This is a genomic window from Phyllobacterium phragmitis (assembly GCF_002980495.1).
In the GTDB taxonomy this organism is placed as follows: Bacteria; Pseudomonadota; Alphaproteobacteria; order Rhizobiales; family Rhizobiaceae; genus Paramesorhizobium; species Paramesorhizobium phragmitis.
In genome coordinates this window covers 1-22,128 of the sequence record NZ_PVBR01000036.1, presented here as the reverse complement: position 1 = coordinate 22,128, position 22,128 = coordinate 1, and the positions used below count along the sequence as shown (strand labels likewise).

The 22,128-nt window shown below is 55.5% G+C and carries 18 protein-coding genes and 2 pseudogenes; 3 read left to right on the top strand and 17 right to left on the bottom strand.

Annotated elements, in window-relative coordinates; all coding sequences use genetic code 11:
- Positions 1-118: 118 nt before the first annotated feature.
- The 4 genes and pseudogenes from C5748_RS25915 to C5748_RS25900 form a co-directional block, all read right to left on the bottom strand.
- Positions 119-292 (bottom strand): annotated as a pseudogene (locus tag C5748_RS25915) (ATP-binding cassette domain-containing protein); the annotation flags it as partial.
- Positions 289-1,164: an ABC transporter permease gene (locus C5748_RS25910; protein ID WP_105745755.1), complete on the bottom strand. Its 876-nt coding sequence runs from the start codon at positions 1,162-1,164 to the stop codon at positions 289-291. The pseudogene C5748_RS25915 and the gene C5748_RS25910, both read right to left, overlap by 4 nt.
- A 10-nt stretch (positions 1,165-1,174) precedes the next feature.
- Positions 1,175-2,152, bottom strand: a complete 978-nt coding sequence (locus tag C5748_RS25905) for an ABC transporter permease (RefSeq protein WP_105745753.1) — start codon at positions 2,150-2,152, stop codon at positions 1,175-1,177.
- Positions 2,153-2,158: 6 nt separating this feature from the next.
- Positions 2,159-3,751, bottom strand: coding sequence for an ABC transporter substrate-binding protein (locus tag C5748_RS25900; RefSeq protein WP_105745751.1), 1,593 nt, complete (start codon positions 3,749-3,751; stop codon positions 2,159-2,161).
- Between the two features lie 596 nt (positions 3,752-4,347).
- Here C5748_RS25900 and C5748_RS25890 point away from each other — a divergent pair.
- Positions 4,348-4,593, top strand: a complete 246-nt coding sequence (locus C5748_RS25890; RefSeq protein ID WP_105745747.1) for a helix-turn-helix transcriptional regulator — start codon at positions 4,348-4,350, stop codon at positions 4,591-4,593.
- A gap of 436 nt (positions 4,594-5,029) precedes the next feature.
- On the opposite strand, the gene C5748_RS25880 is transcribed toward C5748_RS25890, so the two are convergent.
- From C5748_RS25880 to C5748_RS25850, 7 genes are all read right to left on the bottom strand, one after another.
- Positions 5,030-5,821: an endonuclease gene (locus C5748_RS25880; protein ID WP_199194905.1), complete on the bottom strand. Its 792-nt coding sequence runs from the start codon at positions 5,819-5,821 to the stop codon at positions 5,030-5,032.
- Positions 5,814-7,154: a DNA cytosine methyltransferase gene (locus tag C5748_RS25875; RefSeq protein WP_105745743.1), complete on the bottom strand. Its 1,341-nt coding sequence runs from the start codon at positions 7,152-7,154 to the stop codon at positions 5,814-5,816. Before C5748_RS25875 ends, C5748_RS25880 begins: the two co-directional genes overlap by 8 nt.
- Positions 7,154-7,612, bottom strand: coding sequence for a very short patch repair endonuclease (locus C5748_RS25870; protein ID WP_105745741.1), 459 nt, complete (start codon positions 7,610-7,612; stop codon positions 7,154-7,156). Before C5748_RS25870 ends, C5748_RS25875 begins: the two co-directional genes overlap by 1 nt.
- A 28-nt stretch (positions 7,613-7,640) precedes the next feature.
- Entirely contained in the window at positions 7,641-8,534 is an 894-nt protein-coding gene (locus tag C5748_RS25865) for a hypothetical protein (RefSeq protein ID WP_105745739.1), read from the bottom strand.
- Between the two features lie 405 nt (positions 8,535-8,939).
- Positions 8,940-9,452, bottom strand: coding sequence for a GNAT family N-acetyltransferase (locus C5748_RS25860; RefSeq protein ID WP_105745737.1), 513 nt, complete (start codon positions 9,450-9,452; stop codon positions 8,940-8,942).
- A gap of 69 nt (positions 9,453-9,521) precedes the next feature.
- A complete protein-coding gene (locus C5748_RS25855) occupies positions 9,522-10,760 on the bottom strand; it encodes a hypothetical protein (protein ID WP_199194906.1) in 1,239 nt (412 codons plus the stop codon).
- A 243-nt stretch (positions 10,761-11,003) separates the two neighbouring features.
- Positions 11,004-12,056 carry a class I SAM-dependent methyltransferase gene (locus tag C5748_RS25850; protein WP_105745735.1) on the bottom strand — a complete coding sequence of 351 codons (1,053 nt, stop codon included), beginning with the start codon at positions 12,054-12,056 and terminating at the stop codon, positions 11,004-11,006.
- A 297-nt stretch (positions 12,057-12,353) separates the two neighbouring features.
- On the opposite strand from C5748_RS25850, the pseudogene C5748_RS25845 reads away from it, so the two are divergent.
- Positions 12,354-12,627: pseudogene (locus tag C5748_RS25845) on the top strand (hypothetical protein); the annotation flags it as partial.
- A 723-nt stretch (positions 12,628-13,350) separates the two neighbouring features.
- Here the strand turns inward: C5748_RS25845 and C5748_RS25840 are convergent.
- From C5748_RS25840 to C5748_RS25815, 6 genes are all read right to left on the bottom strand, one after another.
- The gene (locus C5748_RS25840) at positions 13,351-14,388 is read right to left on the bottom strand and encodes a methyltransferase (protein ID WP_199194904.1); all 1,038 of its coding nucleotides are present in this window, start codon (positions 14,386-14,388) and stop codon (positions 13,351-13,353) included.
- Positions 14,389-14,460: 72 nt separating this feature from the next.
- A complete protein-coding gene (locus tag C5748_RS25835) occupies positions 14,461-15,981 on the bottom strand; it encodes an FAD/NAD(P)-binding protein (protein ID WP_146119630.1) in 1,521 nt (506 codons plus the stop codon).
- 117 nt (positions 15,982-16,098) lie between these two features.
- Positions 16,099-16,317 carry a ferredoxin gene (locus tag C5748_RS25830; RefSeq protein ID WP_158259938.1) on the bottom strand — a complete coding sequence of 73 codons (219 nt, stop codon included), beginning with the start codon at positions 16,315-16,317 and terminating at the stop codon, positions 16,099-16,101.
- A gap of 11 nt (positions 16,318-16,328) precedes the next feature.
- A complete protein-coding gene (locus C5748_RS25825; protein ID WP_105745729.1) occupies positions 16,329-17,543 on the bottom strand; it encodes a cytochrome P450 in 1,215 nt (404 codons plus the stop codon).
- Between the two features lie 39 nt (positions 17,544-17,582).
- The gene (locus tag C5748_RS25820) at positions 17,583-18,797 is read right to left on the bottom strand and encodes a cytochrome P450 (protein WP_158259937.1); all 1,215 of its coding nucleotides are present in this window, start codon (positions 18,795-18,797) and stop codon (positions 17,583-17,585) included.
- Positions 18,798-18,949: 152 nt separating this feature from the next.
- Positions 18,950-19,990 (bottom strand): methyltransferase, encoded by a 1,041-nt coding sequence (locus tag C5748_RS25815; protein ID WP_105745725.1) that lies wholly within the window; start codon positions 19,988-19,990, stop codon positions 18,950-18,952.
- Between the two features lie 375 nt (positions 19,991-20,365).
- Between C5748_RS25815 and C5748_RS25810 the strand changes: the two genes are divergently transcribed.
- Positions 20,366-21,427 carry a helix-turn-helix domain-containing protein gene (locus tag C5748_RS25810; protein WP_105745723.1) on the top strand — a complete coding sequence of 354 codons (1,062 nt, stop codon included), beginning with the start codon at positions 20,366-20,368 and terminating at the stop codon, positions 21,425-21,427.
- Positions 21,428-22,128: the final 701 nt, after the last annotated feature.

Below are 22,128 nucleotides of genomic sequence, written 5' to 3'. Positions count from 1 at the left end.
CGGCTCGATCCGGGACCATTGTTCATCGGAAAACCAAAAGAAAGCAGTCATCTCATCGCTCCATATTGGAGCAAGTGAATCATCGTCAGACTGATTTGAAAAGACCGTTATTGGGTCCGGACCCTAGCGTCGACTTCCCCGCGCCCGATTCACCGATGATGCCGAGGATTTCGCCGCGCCCCAGTTCGAAGCTGACGTCGTGGAGGATCGGCACCGGGCCGGACGCCGAGAGATAGCGAAGGCCGAGGTTCCTCACCTGAAGCAATGGGATGTCTGCGGTTTCGAGAGTCATATCGAACGGCTCCTTGGGTCGAGACGGCGTCGGACGTCTTCACCGACGAGATTGATGCTTGCGATCAGACCGGCGAGGGCAAGACCGGGAAAAAGGCTGATCCAGTATTGGCCGGTCAGAAGGTACTGAAATCCGTTGGCGACCGTGGCGCCCAGGGAAGGTTTGTCGATCGGAACGCCAAGGCCCAGGAATGACAAGGTTGCCTCCAGCGCGACGGCATGGCCGACCTCGATGGGAATGAGGGTGACGGCTGGCGCGATGCTGTTGGGAAGCAGATGACGGAAGATGATCCGGGAAGTGGGCAGCCGCATCAGCCGGGCCGCGTCCATGTAGGGCTTGCCGGTTTCGCTGAGCGCAACACCGCGCACCACCCTGGCATAAGTCGCCCATTGAGCGATGATCAGGGCCAGAATGATGCGATCGATCCCCGGCCCGAGCGTGACGATGGCGATCAGCGCGACGAGAATTGTCGGCAAGCTCAATTGGAGGTCGACCAGCCGCATGATCGCGACATCGACCCACTTCCCGAAATAGGCCGCGCTGACGCCGGCCGTAAGCCCGATCAAGGCCGCGATGGCCGCACTGGTGATCGAGACGAGAAGACTGATGCGCAAGCCATAGAGAATGGTGCTGACGATGTCCCTGCCCAGGCCATCGGTCCCCAGCAGGTATATATAGCCGCCACTTCCCATCGTGCCGGGAGGAGAGGAGGCTTCCCATCCGTAGATCTGCAGCGGGTCGTAGGGATTTTGCGGGGCTATTGCCGGCGCCGCAAGCGCAAGCAGGATATATGCTGCAAGCACGATTTTGGATACGGTCAGAGCCGGCCCGTATGGGGGCTTTCCCAGCACCCGGATGATTTCGGCTTTCATGATGTCACCTTCATGTGGAAAGGCGCACGCGCGGATCGAGCACGGCGTAAAAGAGGTCGACAAGGGCGTTCAGCACGACGAAGGCGACCGAAATGAAGGTCAATGTCGCCATCACCACCGGCCGGTCGAGGAGCTGGATGGAATCGATCAGCAGCTTTCCGACACTCGGCCAGGCGAAGATCGATTCCACGACCACCGCAAAGGCGAGCATGCCGCCGAATTGCAGGCCGATGATCGTGACGATTGGTACGCTGATGTTGGGAAGCGTATGGCGGAACAGGATCCTGCGCGGTGAAAGTCCCTTGGCCCGACAGAACCGCGTGAAATCCAGCTGTTCGACCTCGATCGTGCCCGACCGCGCCAGGCGTGCGATGAGGGCGATGTTCGGTATTGCCAAGGCAAGCGCGGGAAGGGTCAGATGCCACAGGCCATTCCAGGTCAGGAAGCTCCATTCCTGTCCCAGCAGGCTCACTGTCGAACCTCTGCCGCCGGACGGAAACCAGCCCGTCAGGATCGCGCCGAGCAGGATCAGCATCATGCTCAGCCAGAATGACGGAACGCTGAGCGCGAACACGCTCGTCTTCAGGATGGATCGGTCGAGGAGCGTACCATTCCGCCTGCCGGCAAGCAGTCCGAGCACGGTTCCGACTGGCGCTGCCACGAGCATCGCGATCGACGCCAGTTCGAGCGTCGCGGGCAGTTTGCTCATCACCAGACCGAAGGCGGGCAGATGATAGATGTACGAGGTTCCGAAATTCCCCGTGACGACATTGCCGATGAAAAGCAGGTACTGACGCCAGACAGGTTGATCCAGCCCGAGAGCGATCGTCGCGCGCCGGATATCCTCGGGCGTGGCGGTTTCGATGTTGACGACGTTGAAGACCGGATTGCCGACACTGTGAATGCCGATGAAACCGATGATCGACATGACCAGGAGGAGAAGGAAGGCTTGTGACAGCCTACCCATAGCGACTGTTATCAAGGCCATGATCGTTCACTCCGTCGCCGGAATGGTCTGCATCGCCGTGGTCCAGCCGCGGGGATGCATCACATAGGAGGCGACCCGCTTGCCGTAGCCGACGATGTGATGGAAATGGTAAAGCGGAATGATCGGCTGGTCGGCCATGACGAATTCCGTCGCGTCGGCAAGCGCCTTGTTCCGCTCCGGCCCCTCTGGGATGCTCTCGGCTTTCGCAAGCATCTTGTCGAAAGCCTCGTTCCTGTAGTTGCCGTAATTGAGGGCACCGGCGCCCCGCTCGGGATCGGGCGATGCCAGGAGCGCGTCGAGCATGATGTCCACGGCCTCGCCTGAGCAGCCGCCATACCAGGCGGCATATTCGCCGGCCGCACGCTTGGTATTGAAAACGGAAAACGGCGCGGCGGTCGGCTGGACGGTCACGCCGATGCGGGCCCAGCTTTGCGCGACCGCCTGCAGGGTCTCGCCATCCCCGGGATAACGACCGGCTGGCCCCGCGAGAACAAGGTTGAAGCCATCCGGATAGCCTGCCTTGGTAAGCAGCGCCTTCGCTTCATCATATTTCGGGGGCTCGGCAACGAGATTGGGGGACGTGCCCGGCAAGCCGGTCGGGAAGAGCTGCGACGCAGGTGTGCCATAGCCCGCCAGGATCTTGTCGGTCAGAATTCCGCGATCCGTTGCTAAGGCGAGGGCCTTTCGAACCATGGGGTTCTTGAAGGGATTGGCAATCGGTTCGCCCGACTTGCCTGTCACGCCGGGAAGCGTTTCGCTCGCCACGTCGAACTGGAGAAAGTTGACACGTGCCGCCCCCACGCTCTCGACCTTCGCGCCACGCTGCTTCAGAGCTCCCACGTCGCGTGCCGGAATGGAATCGGCGACATCGACCTCTCCGGTGGTGAGCGCTGCGACACGGGCCGCAGGGCTCTCGATCACCCGAAAGGTGACGGTCGGCCAGGCGGGCTTTCCTCCCCAATAGTCCTCGTTTCTAACGAGTTTCAGGGTTTCGCCGGAACTCCAGCCCGCAAACTTGTAGGGACCGGTTCCGACCGGATCGGTCCCCGCGTTAAGCTCTTCGGTTGTCCTGAAATCCTCCGCTGGCTTGGGCATGATGAAGATCGAGGAAAACGAGAGCGGCAGGGTCGGAGCGCTGGCCTTCGTCTCGACGATGACGGTCATGGGATCGGCCGCGGACACCGATTTGATCCCGCTCACATAGGACTGGAAGCCGCCGCTCGGCGGTTTCAGAAAGTCCCGGATGCGCTCGATCGTGTAGATGACATCATCTGCGGTGAGGGGGGAGCCATCATGGAACCTGACATTTTCCCGCAGCTTGAATCGCCATTGCGTGTCCGAGAGCCGCTCCCAGGATGTCGCCAGACCCGGCTTCAGGTTCAGCTGCTCATCCTGATAGACAAGCCGCTCGTAGATATGGGAGAGCAGTGAAGTGTTTTCGTTGAGGTTCGCGTAATGCGGATCAAGCGTCATCAGCTTGTAGGCCGTGGTCACGCGCAATTCCTGCGCTTGGGCCCGCACCGAGAAAGCCCCGCAGAATGCGAGTGATAGCAGCAGCACTGACAGCAGAAATGGCCGAAATCTGTTTCTTTGTTTCATCATGAAGTTCCCTCTGTGAATTCTTGGCGCAGCCGGCGTTAGGCCCCTGAAAGGGTTTTCCACCCGGCATTTTCCATTGGCGCGAAATCTGAAAACGGCGAGAAGCAAACGGCAGCCGAGCAGGAGTCCTCGGCTCTCCAATAGGATTCGACCGTTCTTAAATCGGTTGATACAGTGCGCCCGTCACAACCCAGCAATCTGGATGCCGGAGAAGCTCCCGGTTGTGCTCGGTACTAACCGTGGATTCTGGAACCAATCGGCTAGGTGAGATGTCGGATGCGCCCCAATTTACACGTCAGCTATAGCGCCGTTCGCCCGATCTCCCTCCGGTCTCGGGTTCGCTGAGCACGGAAGACCGTTTCGATTTATAGGCGCGCAGGCAATGATGTTCAGGAAGTTGATAAGGTGGAACCGATTTGCAGTTCTCCAGCGTGACCGGAGGCAAAGTTCTGCTATTGTCGGAATCAGCCATGATCCGAGCTCCTTGCAGCTTGGTTGTGGTCAGGCTGGAGCCGGTGGTTGCAACACCGGTTTCAGCCGCAATGGGCGTTTTCATATCACCTTGGCGTAAAATCTTCAATGAGAAATCAAAAAAAATGAATGGAATAACCGGAGCCCAAATTCGGGCGGCGAGGGCGCTGCTCCGATGGACCGCAGAAGATCTCGCAAAGGCTGCAAGTGTTGGTGTTACGACAATACGTCGCGCGGAAGCTGGTGACGGGCAGCCGCCGATCACGGCGGCAAACCTAAAACTGATCAGGATAACGCTGGAGGATGCCGGCATTGAATTCATCGCACGCAATGGCGGTGGCGTCGGCGTGCGATTCAAGAAGCCAGAATGACGAGCGGTCACCGGCTTACAGCGGAGCAATGCCAGGGGGCACGAGCTATGTTGGGCTGGAGCCAAGCAAATTTTGAAAAGGCAGCTAACGTATCCCGACAGACCATTGCTGATTTTGAGCCTGGAGCTCATCTGCCCATCAGCAACAATCTCACGAGTGTCAAGCGGCACACAATTCCATGCCGAAACACCCCGTAGTTGGCGACGTAACGTAAGCGCTCACTTAGACGACATTGAAGATCCCGCCTCGCCAAGCTCGAAAATTGACAGCAAATTCACGACAAGGAGGCACCGGATGCTTACCCTTCAATGTACCTGTGTTCATGTTCCAAAATTTTATAGCCGAAGTTGCAGGGCAACTCTTACATCGTGGATTGTCGGTGATAGCTAAGCGCTATTGTCCGGTTTAAGATCGAATGAATGGGCGGGAAGATCGTTTAACGATAGTTTATGACGGCAGCGCTATCCAGGCCATTGGCGGGCACCAGCTTATAGTGGCGCTCTTCCACGACCTTCACCATATCGTCTTCGACAGTCAGTTCGAACATTGCCACACGCTCACCGGCCATGAACTGGGCAGAGATCGCTCGTGCGCGCATTCCTGGGAACTTCTGAGCACACCACGCAAGGTCTTGCTTCGTCTGGACGACGGAAATCTGGTCGGTGCCACCCTTGGCCTGGACCGGGATGGAGTAATGGCAGCCATGTCGATCAATGCCCATATAAAGTTCATCGATTTCGATTTGCCCTATGCCCTGGACCGTTGTTCGCAAATGGTTTTGAAGCGAGTAGGTTGTGAGGCTAAGGAAGATATCGATCAAGCGGTTGTATCGAACGATAGCGAGAAGTGCCTGCTCATCGTCGAGGGCATACTTTCTTATGACTTCCGGGGTGCTGTCAGGGATGTTGATCGTGACCAAATCTTCCCTGGGTAGAATACGATTTAGCCTAACCAGCACAAATCGATAACGCGCCCTGCCAGCGCCTTCGATAATCCATTCCATGCCCTGGGGCTGGGTAGAAAGTATCGCTTGCGGAAAGGATGTCCGATAGCGAAGAGAGTAGATGAGGTCGCCAAGGTTTTTTGGCGCGGGAAGTCCCATCGCGATTGCGGTCGCGTCAATATCCGCTCTCTCAAAATCGATGACAGTCAGGCCAGGGCTATATCTATCGAGGAAAATCTTCTCGATAATCTCCTGGTAGACTGTGCCTCGTACCGCTTTAGCCATTTGACAATGCGGTAAGCGCTGCCAGTCGTGCCGCTTCGGTCTCGTGCTGCTTCCGCTTTTTAGTACCGGAACGCTGATCGCGCCGCGAATTAGGGGCCTCTACACCCAGCTTTGCCGCTGCTTCAGATAACGTCATGTAGAGCAATGCAGGATCGCCGAGATTGATAGCGTGGGCCGGACGCGATGGTGTCACGCCAATAGCGCTGATGATTTTGCTCGCAATTGCCCGTGCAAAGGGGGGAGGGACAGCATTGCCGATCTGCCGCGCTCCATGCCATTTTGTTGAATGCAGGCGGAACCAATCAGGGAAACCATGCAATCGGGCCATCTCGCGGACAGTGACGCAGCGATTGTATTTGTAGTGGATTGGACGGGGGCTTGTGAATGCGCCACGCGCACCGTCAGTCCCAGCGCGCAAGGTGTTGGAAAGCCCATCAACCGACAATTTATAGAAGCGGCTGATCGGCTCATTTTCGCCGGACTTGGTCTCGGCAAATCTCATGCGAGAAATTTCCGTGTGATCTGTCTGCCACGAGGAGGTCAGGCTGCCTGACGGCCAGTTGCGCGGATATCCAAAATGCCAAGAATCGTTATTCAGGCAACGCATCTCAGAGGCGTAAGCACTCGGCTTGCCATAGGTCACGTTCGCCACAATATCGGTGTGGGCCAGCTTTCCGAATTTGTCTGCATCGGGTAGATCAGCCAGGGCATCCCGCGCTGAGGGGCCCTTCGGCAAGTCCGTAGGAGCTTTCGCATCAGCGGGCGCGGTCAGCGCCATGGGGTATTTCGGCACCGCAAGTCCACGCTTCGCGCCAACGAGGATCAAGCGCTGCCTATGCTGCGGCACGCCGAATTGTGCGGCGTCGAAAACCTGCCACGGCGTGCGTACTTGGTAGCCCGCTTTTTCAAACGCCACCACCAACTCCTCTAGGAATGCACGATGGCGCCCTACGGTGAGTCCCTTGACGTTTTCAAAGACGAAGTAGCTGGCGTCTAATTCCGCAACTATTCGAACAAATTCGTGAACCAGACGATTACGGGGGTCTTCCATTGAGCGATGACCGATCATCGAAAAGCCCTGACAAGGAGGCCCGCCGAACACTACGTCAACCTTTTCGTCTGGCAAGAGACCCGCCGCGTCACGTATCTCTTGAGCGGACAGCCCGACCACGCTTCTGGCGAGGACGGCACAATCCGGGAAATTGAATTTGTGGGTAGCAGCGTGTATCGGATCAATCTCTACGGCAGCACGAACATCAAAGCCTGCTTGTTCGAAGCCAAGGCTGAGCCCACCTGCGCCGGAAAAAAGATCTATTCCAATCGGTCGGACCATCAGTTGCCCTCGTTCAGTTCGTTTTCGGAAAGGGCATCGCCAACAGCAACGCCCCGCTTCCCCAGAAAATCCACCACATTCTCAATCGTCACCGGCAGCGATTTGGTCTGGCACTGCCAAATCACTATCACATCCCAGCCTAACTTCTTTAACTCATCAATCACTCTTTCGTCTCTAGCTTTGTTTGCCTCGATCTTAGGTATCCAATATTCTGGACGCGACTTTGGCAGTTTGCCCTTTGCGCAATCGTGCCCATGCCAGAAGCAACCGTGGACGAATATGGCCTTTCTTTTACCAGGAAAGACCATATCTGGTCGCCCTGGAAGGTCTTTGGCGTGAAGCCGGTATCGATACCCGAGTTTATGAAGCGCGCGGCGTACCAGCATTTCCGGGCCTGTGTCTTTTTGGCCTACTGACTGCATAATTCGTCGGCGCTGACCGGGTGTGCGGGTTTCCATCGTCTTTCCGTGTGCTGCGTCTGTAGAATCAGATACCCGATACTTGCGGCGATAGTGAGTATCCAACGGATTTTGAGATCACCAGCGGCAACTCGTGACTGCTCTTTCTATCGTGCGCCGAAATGCCGTCGGCAACGGATATAGGCTCCATCTCGAAGATCGACACGACGGTTTTGCCGTCGCGCTTTAATGTGTTCGCTGCTACGGGAACGATGAATTCGACATCCTTCAGCCCAGGGCGCCTCCGGGTTTGCTTTGCCATGAACGCGACTTGTCCTTTGATTTGATCGGGAAGAATAGGGTCTCCGCGTTTCGCCTCCAAGGTCACAAGCGCCTTTTTGGCGATCCTTCCGACATCGAAAACAAGTAGGAACACGGCGTCGATTTCTGGTGTGCCCTTTAGGCTGTTTTGCAAGTGGAACAGGTCGATAACCTCGATATCCGAAAAAAGGGCGAAATGCGTTTGAAGAAGACGCTGATGAACGCAAACTTGGATGAGCCATGCTTCGTCGCCCCGTCCCAGGGCGCGCGCTGCCGAAGGCAGAGATACCGCTTCGATGGGATGGATCGTTGCGCTTTCGGGTAGAGCGAAATCGTCCGGAAATGGAACTTCCTGCTCGTTGGCATACGGAACGAACTCGAACACACGACTATCGCCGTAGGCCTGCCTTGCTGTATATCGCGCCTTTGCAATTTCTTCAGGCCACTGCGCGTTACGAGAATGACTGCGTAAGAAGTCTTTGAGGAAGTTCGCCGGATTGCCGGGCTTGAGGGAAATGCCCTCCTCCTGTTGAAGCAAAATTATCGCTTCTTGAATGTCGTGCTGGGTAACCGTTCCCTCGCTGACGGTTCCGAGAGAAGGGTTAAATACCCGCTGGAATAAATGGCTGAAAACAACTGGCTTCTCACTGTCTCGGGACATTCATTTTCCATGACGAACGAATCGTTTTGTTGCTCGCCTATCGTGAGGTCAGAAGGAGACGTTTGGAAGCTGTGAACTGACGAAGCCACAGTGAAACTGTTGCACCGGTGGCGGGGCGGTGTGTCCGTTAATAGCCCCGTGTCCGAGAACCCCGGCGATAGGTACGTTTTGGAAGGCAGTGTTCGCTCGGCCGGCAATCGAGTACGCGGCATCGCACAGTTGGTTGAGGGGGCACCCACAACTGGATCGCGCCGTTAGCCCAGAAAGTGATCGCACGCGGCCACCACATATTTGCAATGCCCGCGAATTGAACGATAGCGGCGCGATGCTCAAGCTGGAAAATTAGCGCCTAAAAACAGGAAAATTATAGGTCGCTTTGCATCTCGGACGGTGAGGGAAAAAGCATTATCCATTCAGCCGACGCACCATCGTCACCTCGTCAATTTTTTTGTCGTTGTGCAGGAAACCGCAAGGAATTCGGCCGATCTCGACAAATCCATGACGCCGGTAAAAGCACAATGCCGCCGGATTCTCGGCGCTGACTGCCAGTTCAAGCTGCAGAACTCCAATGCTTCTTGCATAATCCGCAACCTTGTTCAGAAGGTTTTCCGCGATCCCTGTCCCACGTTGGCTCTTGTGCACATAGACGCCGATGAGGGCGGCGCGATGCGCCATTTTGCTCGGACGATGACGCGATAGTCCCATCATGCCGACTGGCTGACCGTTCAGAAACGCGACGAAAACCGGATTATTCAGCCGTTGGCGCCATTCCTCGTCGGGAAGATCGGCCCAATCCTCAAACCTGCTTGCAAATGAGGTGGGCTCGCGGGAAAGCGCTTCAAGGCGAATGCAGCGGAAGGCATCAATCTCATCCATCGAGAGGCGTCTGATCGAGATTTCCCGCTTATTCGTCGCCATATCCGACTCCGATAGGTTTCGCAGAACCGCTGCTGGCAAGAGTAATGGTCAACTCCCACAATCGAGGTTCTACGAGAGCTGTGCCCATCGCCATTCGGGCGACTGTGCATGAACCGCTCCATTTGCAATGCATGTGGAAAGCTCTGCCCAGATCGGATCGCTCGTGAAGCTGGCGAGGTCCCCACACGCTTGCGCCAACGACTGCTCACTGTAGTTCGTCAGCAGATCCAGGATGCTCCTGCTCGTTTCGATCTCCAGCAACGGATACCCATCACTCGGCTTCAGGACGCGATGCCCCCATACTCCGGGGCGGGCATCGGCGCGGAGAGCTTTTAACAGGTCCCGTTCTTCTAATCTTTCGAGCGCGTTGGCAACGACATAACGCATGAGAGGATAATAGACGGTCTGCCGACAGCCGCCGAGAGCGCGCACGCCCGGCAGGATGGATGTCACCAGAAACGTCGTGAACAGGCTGGGAACTATTTTTCGTTGGCGGAGCGCAGCAGCGATGTCTGCCGGGGAGAACCGGACTTCGAACCGTGATCCATATCCACCTGAAAGAACATTGCATCCCAATCGCAAGGGAAAAATCTTTCCCTCCGCCAGCCCCCAGAAGAGATCCGTGGTGCGGCGGATCCATCCCGCCCATGGATCGGCGTTGAGATTATCGATCGCTTCCAAAATGGAGTGCGCGAACGAGCCATTGCCGATAAATCGCGTCGAAAGCCACGATCCCGTGTCCTCAAGATGGTCGGCTACGAGATCAGCGACATCGATATCGTCGAATTGAAGGAGCCGAACCTGCGGCGGAAATGCCTTCTTCCATATCGCCTGGTTGCCGGCCGTGATAGCATTCGCGGCCGACGAGAATTCGGTGTTCGGCAGGATAGCCTTGAGCCTGGTGGCGGCTGCGTTCGCCGGCTCCCCGCTCTTTCGCCCCGACAGCATGAAGCGATAGGGGCCATTGAAGCCGCAAACGCTGTAGGAATCCATCCGGCTTCGGGGAAGTCCGAAGACATTGACCGCTTCGCCATTAAGGTGAAGCCATCCGGGTCCCTTTTTCGATCTTTCTATGAACTTTACGGTCGAGGCATTGTAGCAGATATGCCACCGGAGCCTGTGCGCGCCAAGGCCGAGCAGGCTGAACAGATGCGTGTAGAAGGCATCCGGTTCAAACAGTAGATGGCAATGCGGTCCGCTTTGAATGATCGGGGAGGCGGCTAATTGATCTGCGGCCTGCTGTGCCTCCTGCTGGTCAGCTCCCGATCCAAGGGCGACCCGTTCGACACATTTGCGCAGGAAGGATATGGCCTCGTCACGAGGTGAGCATCCAGTTCGGTTAGGTTCGACATCATAGACCGCCCATGCGTAATCCTTGAGCGGGCGGCTCCAGAACTCATCCAGATGCGGCATGAGATGTGACAGGGTGTTTCTCACGTCAATCGTGGTGCTCGGATCGCGGAGGCTGTCAGCGGATTTCCCATTCACTTGGTGGCTGTCCATTGATCGCTTCCCCATCCCTGCATCCGAACGACGCAATTGTCCGGGCCCTTATTCAAGTTTCGGTCCAACCGATCGGGGAGATCGCCACGTCCATTCTGCCGGTCCCGGTGGCATACTCTCACGTGCGAAAATACGCGGCAGGATCGCATAACAATACTCTTGAGGTATGGCCGGCTTCACCATGGATGTGATGAAATTGTGTAGGGAGGTGAATGAGTTGGACGACACGATCGTGTAAAAATTTCCGCTGTTCCATGTGATGGCGGAATAGTCGAAGTACGAGCTGAGGGCGGAAATGGAGCTCTCCAAATCGACCTGAAAATCCACCATAATATCGAGAACGTCGCGCTTTTTCACGACGATCTGCGTCTGTGAAAAATACCGTGATTTGAACTGTTCGTCCTTTTGGCGCTCGCGTTCGAGGTAGGTTTTCATGTCCGGGTGCATGAGCTTTTGAATTTGCACCAGCAAGCCGCCAGCACGAATTCGCGGTGCTATGACAGAAAGCTGTTCTTCCCGGTCGCAGCCGCACATCTGGAAGGTTGTATCCTCCATAACCAGATCATATCCATCGCGGAACGGTTGAAGATTTTCATCGGCAGCATAACGTTCATCGTCCAGTTCGAAGAACGGACCATGATGGAAATACGCATCTTCGCTCCCTCTTCGTGCGAAAAAGCAGGCACGATTGCCGGCAGTCGGGCTGCAATTCAGGGTCTTGAGCCGGCCATCACCAAGTCTTGCCAACGCTCTCGCGAGTGTGCCTGCACCTGCTCCCAAGGTGTAGATCGTCGCGGCTTGTTTGGTGCGTCCCCATGTTGCCAAACCAAACGGAAGTATCGCTGCGGCTAGGCGGCATTCCTCTTCGAGCCGGTAGGGGATACTCGCAAAATAGTGGTTGTCAAAGTGGCCCCACAAGCGCCGGTGAGTGTCCCAGAATGTCATGCAAGCGATATCGAACTCCAGCAGGTTCATGTCAGGCGCCGGCTTCGCCAGGTCAGGCATGTTTGCAAGACCGCGCGCTGTCTGCTCAAAGAACGCAGCAAAGGAGTTTAGACGCGGGGCATTCCGCCAAGCCTCAATGGTTTGCAAATCCACCATCGCGCGATCCTTCCCACAAGGTGAAAGGAGAAGCTGTTGCCCAGCCTTTGAAGACGGGTGACAGCATGCCGCCGCAGCCTCACAAGATTCACAGCGGCGCTTCCTCTTGAGCAGATCTTGTCAAAGACGAAGCTTGATACAATCTGCGGATTTCAAGAGATTGACCGCGCATCACGGGTGCAAAATCGCCTCTCCGGAACAGGTGCGATCATCTTCACATGAACCAGCGCGTGGATAAGTTCACCCCCCACTTCATTCGGAGACGGCGCAGCGGGCCAGCGTGCAAATGCCGGCTCGAAGTCAGCAGCCCTGTTCGTGGAACGCTGGCAAAAGCTCGACCACACCAGCCAGCGCCAGTACAGGGAAGGCGATATGTCCGGCTATAAGGCCACGCGGTCAGTGATGGGCGAGATGGCGAAAAGCCTCGAACGCGACCCGCAGCTTGAATCCATCCTCGCCAACCGGAAACGAGACCTTGGCATCCATATCGATTTCGACGCCGGAATGAGTCTAGGCCAGCGGCTTGCTCTCAGTCATGGGCTTGGCCAGAGGGCGGGGGCTTGGACTTTGATTCATGACGGCGAATGACGCCTCAAGTAGCTGCGCCCGCACTCCACCTCAACCTGATGTCATAGGACCGCAGATCGTGTGCTTCACGACCTCGCAGCGAAGCAGCTTGTTTTGAGAAGGACGCAACCCGATCCATGGAATAGAGGCCATCTGCTGACTGTCCGGTTCTGGCCGAAAACTCAGTAAGCCGCCATACGGCTCACGTGAAGAGTTTCGTACGCCCGCCGGTGCCCGAAACTCTTCACGTTTCCTGACAGTCCGGTTTTGGACGTCGAGGATTAGTTGGCTGCCGTTCAGCGATGGGGAACCTCAGCGGACCGTTCCGCGGCCTCATCTCTGGAACCGCTAACAGCTGCTCATCACCCGAGTGTCCCGAAAATCGACGTGTGTGTAGGAACACACCAGCACCGCGGCTAGGTGAGCGTCAGAGTGTCGGCGCCCGGACCGCGGGCCGGCACGCTGACAATAGAGCTAAATGGCGACAGCGGCGAGCTTGGTCGCGGCATCTTCCATCGGCTCTTCTGCAGGGCTCAGGCCACATCGCGAGGCCAGCACACGGTGCGCCCTTCTGTCGTGAGGATCGGCTTGACCTGTCCGAGCAACCCACGGAAGACAGCTAAGGGCAACCTCCTCAGGTGCAAAACCAACATACGGTTTTACCGTCGAGCTGCCAAGCTCGACGGAGACATTACCCTGAATCACTCATTTCTGTTGGAGCACGCCATTAGGCTGCGACGGCTTCGACGATCGAAACATAGCTGCCGGTATCAATGATGCGGTTCAACCGCAGGTCTGCCCCCGCCAGCAATCGGTGGAACTCTTTCTCCGTGCGCTCACGACCTCCTTCGTAAATTCCCATAGTGAGGAGGTCCATCTCCTTACCTGGATGCGGCGTATTTCCTTCCGGAAGGACCGGATCCATGATGAGCACGCGCGCGCCAGGAGCCATTGCCTCGCGGATGTTGCGCAAGATACGGATATCGTTCTCGTCGCTCCAATCATGCATAATGTACTTGAGCAGATAGATATCTCCCTTCGGGCATGATTTGAAGAAATCCCCTGCCACGAGTTTCCATCGTTTGTCATCGCCCAATTCACCTAGGCGATTCCTGTCCAGAACGTGCTGACGATCAAACAGAATACCATGCAACGTGGGGTTCTCCCGCAGTACGCGCAGCAGCAGACCACCTAATCCGCCGGCCACATCGACGACGGTTGCATCTTTTGGGAAATCGTAACTGCGGACGAGAAATTGGTTTTCCACCTCCGACATCGCCGACATTCCACGGTGAAAGTCTTCCGCCGGAACCCCCTCCTGAGCCCAATATTCAAAGAAGGACATGCCAAAAATATGCTTGAAGATGAACTCCCCGCGGACACTCTTCGCAAGTTCACCAATTGGACGCCAGAACGTCTCGTCGGTGAGCATCAGAACCGCGCTCCGCTGGGATTGGGGCCGATCCGTACGCAGGAAGTCTGCTGGAAGTGTCAAGGCGAAGCGTTCACCTTCCTCTTCGCGGAATACACCCCGCGTGGCGAGCAGTCGAAGAATCCGATACAGCTTCAGCTTATCGGTCTTCGTCGCCTGCGCTAATTCCCCGATCTCTCTCGGTCCGTCAGCGAGATGATCGGCAACACCGAGTTCCGTCGCGGCCCGCAGCGCCGCCACATATGTATACCCCATTGCCTGTTCCAGCAGGAACAGGGAGGCGGCCTCGGCTTCGGAAACTTGTGCTTCCGGCTTGTGCATGTGCTTGTTCACAACGTTGTCTCCCAAACTTAGCGCAGGCTATTCGTCCAAACGCCATCAGATGATATATCAAAACCCTGTCAACTATTTTCCAACTAAGTCATGCTCACCTCCTAAGCTTTCATATACGGCATTAACCATGCTATTCATGGCAGCTGTTACTTGTGGAATAGAAAGAAATATTGCACTCGATGTAAGTATTCGATGGTGCGTTGCTGATCCTGTCACCCAGATATTTTCTCTCTTATTTGTCCTTGGGTTGCGGATAGACAGATCGTGAGCGATATCGATTCTGCCTACGGCGGATGCGTGATGGCTGTCGAGGACCAACGCTCCGGCGTCGTCAAAGTAGTAGTGGTGGTTCTGAAAGCCGGTGGCGCATACGACGGCATCGAACCGCCCCTCGCCGCCATCCCATCTCACCTTCCAGGCTTTGCCATCAGCCTGCGATGCTTGGATATTCGTTACGTTTCCCTGTTTAACTGCAAGGACATCATTCCCGATATGCTTGAGAATCTTCTTTGCGTTTGGCAAAGCAGCCGCCGCGATGTAACGCATCATTTTGCGCCGGAAGCCGGGCTGAAAATCATGTGCGTTAACTTCTTTACAGTCAAAATAAATGGAATTTATCGCGTCCACATAGCTTATTATCAGATCCTCCCATCTGCAGTTATAATCATCCGCGATATGAATTTCCTCGGAAAGTCTTTCTCTTGTCTCCTTTAACTTAGAGAACTGTCGACTTACCGGCGTATTACTGAATCTTCTTAATGTTCTTGCGAGATATAAAAGGTATTTTTTTCTGATGGAGCGGTCGTTCAAATGAGAGCCATCAGGGCACCACAAAGCTATCAGTTCCCGCAAATCGCTCTGCTCTATCGGGAACTTATAGCTGGGAGCAAAGCCTCGCCGAACAGCGGGCAACTCGCCGGACGGGGACAACATAGTTACTCGATGCCCTTCCCGGCAAAGCAGGAGAGTTGCGTCCATTGCCGTTTGTTTACTACCAATGATCAGCACATCGGAGCTTGCTGGCACTTTTGCCAGCATCTCGGCTTCTGGGTAAGGGCTCCGGAAAAATGTAAAATGCTCGGAATACGGTCCAAAAATGAGTGGAACCTTGGGCAAGCCGTGCCCTGTGCATAGAATGACGTCTGTGGCGCAAATCGTAGGCCAAACGGTATGACCGGAAAGTACCAGTTCGTATCTTCCGCGGGATAAAGCGTTAATTCGTGAACAGGACGAATCTATTTTTAAAACATTTATTCCTGAACGTGTTGCCTCCTGGAGATACTTTCTGAAATTGTATTTAATATAATCCCCAATTACGCGACGCGGGACGTACGATGAATCCGCCGCATCAACTCCGACATGTTTGAGATAATCAAGAAGATCGCTGGAGTACGCCCTGTCAATGGATGAAACATCAACAGGTGTGTTGCACATGATGTCATCGTCGGTGGCTCCAAACACCATGCCGCCGATAGGCCTCGGATCAATGATGTAGATCGATTTAGCAATCCGATTTTGTACAGCAGCCATAAAGGCGCTAACACCGGTTGCTCCTCCGCCAACAATGGCCAAATGCCTGTTGTAACCAGTCACTTTTACTCTCCACTTATAGACAATCCAAGGATTGTAGAAGGGCGTCTTAGGCAATTCTAGATTGTACTTTACTTCACAATAGCACTGTGATCGGTCCGACAAATTGCTCCCGCTGCGTTAGGGTGCAGCGTCGGCGATCAGAAGACTGATCGCTTGGGCCGGGCATTCATCGGCCGCGCGGGCGACCGCGTCGGCGTGCACATCGATGGGCGCGCAATCAACGCATTTCACGCGATTGGTTTCGTGGTCCAGCTGGAATACGGCAGGGCAAACCGTCGCGCAGTTGCCGAAGCCGCAGCACATATCTTTATGAATGTGAACGCGCAGTCCGTGCATAACGTGCTCCTTCATCGAAGAGAAAGAACCAGACGTGTGAGCATTGGGAACGACAAATCCGGAACGGGAGAGAACTGAGCATCCTTCACGCTCATTCGCGGAAAGCGCTGGAAGAGCCGCTGCAGGAGGAGCTCGGCTTCGAGACGAACGACTTGGGAACCGATGCAAAAATGGGGGCCGCTGCCGAACGCCAAGTGACGGTTGTCGGGGCGATCTATGATGAAGCGATCGGGATCCGGAAAGCGCCGCTCATCGCGATTTGCGGGCTGTAGACCGAGCAGAAGTCGTTGCCCAGCCTCGATGGGCTTACCTCCGATCGTGGTCGGGGCACTCGCATAGCGATGCCTGAAATGTACGGGTCCATCGTAACGGATGATCTCTTCCCAGGCAGAACGCGCAAGCTCCGGCTGCGCGATAAGCCGTGCCTTCTGGTCAGGGTGGCGAAGCAGAGCAAGCGTTGCATTCGTGATTGCAGACTGCGTCGTATGATAGGCGGCGATCAGGTACCCCATCAGCAACGTCGCGAGACCAGATCGTGTCAAGCCGTCTTCGCGGCCTTCTGCAGCAAGCAGAACGGCCAGGGTATCGTCCTCGGGCAATTCCTTACCCTTCATCCTGTCGAGCACATCCTCTACCAAAGCGTAGTAGAGCTGCCCCGTCGCATCTGCCGTTTCAAGTACGCCCGGCCTTCTCTTCGATGCGCCCAGCAAGGTAATCATATCGTGCGCTTTCGAGATCAGCTCTCCAGCTTCCTCGACCGGGACATGCGCAAGTTTGCAAGAAACCTCGGCAGCCAGTGGACCAGAAAATTCGGAGACGAATTCAACCTCCGTTTCACCTTCGAGCCTTTTCAAAAGACGCTCAATTGTCTCATCCATCCACGCGCGCATTTTCCCGATCGCCCGCGAGGTGAACGCCGGCGACAGTATCCGACGAACTTTCGTGTGATCAGGTGCATCCATAGTAGCTGCCGATTCCCGGTAAAATCGTGCGCCGGGAGAATTGCCAAGAAACTCCTGCGGTAGCTTGCCGGGCTCGGGCCTCATGGTTACGAGCGGATTTCTCAGTGCCTCGTCGACATGGGCATAGCGGGTAAGGACGATGCACGGCTCTCCCTCGATTTCGGTTTGGAAGAACGGGAAATTGTCGCGCAGTACCCGGTAAGTCGGATATCGATTGGCGAAAAAGGCTTCCGATGTGAGATCTGGTGTCGTGAGAATATCCATTTTGGTTAGCCTCCGGGCAAAATGCGACAGGATTGCTGATTACCGAAGAGAAACATCCAGACGTGTAAGGGCTGGGAATGAAATGTCTCCGGCAGGAGCCGTCTGAACCTCTTTGACGTACATCTTCGGGAACCGCTGAAAGAGACGTTGCATCAGGAGCTCACCCCCGAGACGTGCAACTTGGGCTCCCCAATCAAAGTGAGGGCCTCCATCGAAACCGAGCTGGCCGTTATTAGGGCGGGCGATAATGAACCGATCCGGGTTGGAGAATTGTAGCTCGTCACGATTTGCGGATTGGATACTGAGCACCAGTCGCAATCCGGGCTCGATCGGCACGCCGCCGATCACGATCGGGTGACGCGCAAACCGATGGATGAAATGCACGGGCCCGTCGAAACGAAGAGTCTCTTCCCAGGCTGAGCGCGCGAGGTCCGGCTGCGCGATGAGGCGTATCTTTTGATCAGGATGGCGAAGTAACGCTAGCGTCGCGTTCACGATCGTCGATTTCATCGTATGATAGGCTGTGGCTATGAAGCCAGCTATCGCCGAGACGATCTCGGAATGTATCATTCCGATATCCTTGCCCGCCGCTGCGAGCATTAGGCCGATGAAATCGTTCTCTGGAAGCTTCGCAGTCCCCAGCGTACGGAGAATATTGTCTATATCCGCGAAATATAAACGCATCGCCTCATTTGGCGCTGCGAGAGCGCTGTTTACCGGGCTTCCCGTACAGATGATCGTAATCAGGTCATGCGATCTCCGAAGCAGTCTTCCCGCATCCACAGCAGGCACATGCAGCAGCCTGCCCGCAAGCTCGTCTGTCACCGGCGATACGAATGCGGCGATGAAGTCAATTTCCGTCTCGTCATCCAGTCTTGCCAGGTGGCGTTCGATGACCTCTTTCATCCATCCACGCATCTTTGCGACCGCTTGCGGCGTGAATGCGGGCGCGACAGCCCGGTGGAGCCGGAGGCTATCGAGCACATCCAGATTACAGAAGGTTTCGTGATAGAAGCGCTCTGCAGATCTTTGGCCGATGCGCTTTTCAGGAAAATCGTCCGGCGCGGACTGGATGGTAGCCAGCGGATGTCTCAGAATGTCATCGACATCGGCGTAGCGCGTAAGCAGGATGCAAGGCTCGCCGTCGATTTCAGTACGGAAGAACGGAAATTTCTCGCGCAGCACCCGGTAAGTGAAATAGCGATCCGCGAAGAAAGCTTCCGATGAGAGATCGGGGAACACGGCAATGGTCATCGATGGTCTCCGTGATCTTGGTTGGCAATGGTCCGGCTGGATAGACTGCCGGTGCCGGCGAGCGCTTCCATTCTGACGCACGCCCTCCCGGAGGCGCCTATCGTTGTCGAGCCGATAGGCGCCCGTCATGCTGGTGATTTCCGCCAGGTGTTTTAGTCGGCGACAGCTTCGATGATCGGTACGAAGGTGCCCGTATCGATGATGCGGTTGAGCCGCAAACCAGCGCCTCCCAGAAGCTCACGGTATTCCTCCTCCGTGCGCTCGGTGCCACCGCCGTCGTGGCAGGCAGCCATGACAATCATGTCTGCCAGCTTGCTGGTACTCCAGGAGTTGCCCGCTGGTATGAGCGGATCCATGATGAGCACTTTGCCGCCTGGCGCCATCGCTTGCCTGCAGCAGCGCAGGATCTGCGTGGCGCGCTTATCATCCCAGTCATGTATGACGTACTTCAGAAGATAGATGTCGGCGGGCGGACAGGACTCGAAGAAATTCCCCGCCACGAGCTCAAAGCGGCTATCGTCGCCCAGTTCTCCCAGACGGTTTTTGGCCAAAACGTGCTCCTGGTCATACAAGATGCCGTGCAGGGTCGGGTTTATCTTTAGAACGTTCAGCAGCAAAATACCGAAACCACCGCCAATATCGGCAACGGTCGCATCCTTCGGGAAATCATAGCTGCGCGCGAGGATTGAGCTCTCCAGCGTCGAATACGAACACATTCCTTCATCGAAGTCCCCCGACGAAACTTGGGCTTGCGCCCAGTATTCGAAATAGGGCATGCCGTATATGTGCTCGAATGCTGAATTGCCGCGGACGCTCTCGACGAGGTTCCCGACAGGACGCAACATCGGCTCGTCGGTAAGCCAAATCACAGCTGCTCGAAATGAATGAGGCACATCCGACCGCAGATATTCTGCGGCTGGCGTCAGCGCGTACCGCCTGCTTCCAACTTCGCGAAAAATGCCCCGCGTGGTGAGAAGGCGAAGTATTCTGTGCAGTCGATCGGCGTCAGCTCCCACCGCCGTCGCAAGCTCGTCAGCTGTTTTAGGTCCATTCACTAACTGATCCGCTATGCCGAGAACCGCTGCGGCGCGAAGCGCCCCCTGAAAGCAGAAGGCCATTGCCTGATCTATCAGGAAAAGCCCAGCAGCTTCGCTTTCTGAGATTTCCGGGAGATTATGATTGAGTGTATCCATGCCAAAACTCCTTTACTTTACTTGATTACTACCAAAAAAACGATATTTCAATGTATATATATTGGAAGATACCCAATACATATTGTCAAGAAGGCTCCATTTTAGTAGATAAAATATTCTTTATAGAGGAATCTGAAAAACTCCTCAGCATGAAAATATATACTCATCAGTATCTATTGGTTTTATAAGTATACATTCAGTGTGATTAGAGTCAATATGATTTTAATAAATACCTGTGTGAAATTATCGACATATTTATTTAATAACAATGGGGGGCGTCATGATGAACAGTAATTTCATCTGTGAACTCTCCCTATAAATTAGTGTTTTTCTCTTAAGCTTCTTTCCGTACTCTTTACTTGAGGAGGAGAAACTATGGTGCGAGCGGTGGGGTCTGAAGAACGGAGCGAGCGCGATGCCGCAAGCGAACTTGCTGAACATCGCCTGAGCGTATTGGAACTGGCAAAGGAGCTCGACAATGTCGCGGAAGCTTGTCGCAGACGAGGGCTGGACCGGACAAGTTTTTACGAGTGGAAGCGACGCTTTCAGGCGGGAGGTTTCGAAGGATTGAAAGACCAGCCACCGGTCGCCAAGAACCACCCAATGAAAACCCCGGCGGAAACGGTCGCACGCGTTCGTGAACTAGCGCTGCAGCATCCATCCTTTGGCTGCAACCGGCTCGAGGCGATGCTGGCGCTTGACGGCAGACGGGTTTCCGCGATCACCATCCAGAAGATTCTCAACGATGCTGGACTTGGCAGCCAGCATCACCGCTGGCTTGCTTTGGAAGCGCAGAGTGCAGGCAGGCCTGTCGATTTGACGACTGAACAGGCCGCCTTTGTTGAGAAGCTCAATCCATGCTTTCGCGAACGACACGTGGAAAGCAAGGCGCCGGGCGAACTCTTGGTGGCTCAGACTTTCTTTGTTGGCAGTTTCGAAGGCATTGGCAAAATCTATCTGCATGCCGTCGTCGACACTTATGGTTCTTACGCATTCGGACTTCTGCAAGCTTCCAGACAGCTAGAGGTGGCCGTAGCCGTTCTGCACGGCAGCGCGCTGCCATTCTTCCGCAAGCTCGGCCTGTCCGTGGCCGCAGTCCTCACTCACAACACACGCGAGTTCCGGGGTGCCGATCCCCATCCATACGAGCTCTATCTGAAGCTCAACGGCATTGAGCATCGCCGCCCACGCGCTAAGACTTCCAGAACCAATGGCTTTATCGAACGTTTCAACGCCATTAGTTTCAACGAGTTCTTCCGCATTAAAATGCGCGATAATTTCTACGACACCGTCGATGCCTTGCAGGCCGATTTCGACCAATGGCTGACCTATTACAACACCGAACGGTCGCATCTCGGCTACCGCAATCAGGGCCGCAGCCCCATTGAAGCTATTCATGCATTTGCAGACCGTGGATTTCAGGATTGGCATAAATGATTGCCGCGATCGACCGTTGGCGAAAGGTGGGCGTCGGTTATTGCAGAGAAGCCCAATCGGCATTGCTCGACGATTTTCCGCGAATTGAAGCAAGCGCAAAGGCCGGCTTAAGGTCAATCACCACGGCAGTTGCCGCTGTTGGCGCAAATGTGCCTACATGCGTTTGCATGTCCGCTTATAAGGATGCGGGTATGGTCCAGTAAGCGTTCGATATGGCGGCGCGAAGCTGCCGAATTTTATATTGCTAACCGGCGCCGAAGCGGGCGAGCTGAAAAGCATCCGCAGCCTTGGGCTTGGTGGAGGGCGGGGCTCGGACGTTGATCCATGATGTGACTGACGCTCAGCTACCTGCCGGCCCCATCGCGATGACCAGGATTTCCATGCCGAGCCATGCATTCGTGCTTTTGCCGCCGGAGAGCCGGCGTACGATCTCGTGGATTTCTATAGTCGGCCGTGAAGAGTTCGAAAGCCGCTGATTTCACACGGAAATTGACGGTTTTTCGGATATCGGAATTGCAGTGTCGCTTGGCACTTAAACGTAAGAATGCGGCAGTTTGTGCGCTCGGCGCCATTCTAACTCTATCCGCTAAGCCTCCGGCTCTGCCGGAGCGAATAACGGCCGTTATACGGCTTCGGGAGTAGGGTCCTGATATCAGATGATCTCCTTGGGGAACCGCGAGGCCCTCAAGGAGATCACAATG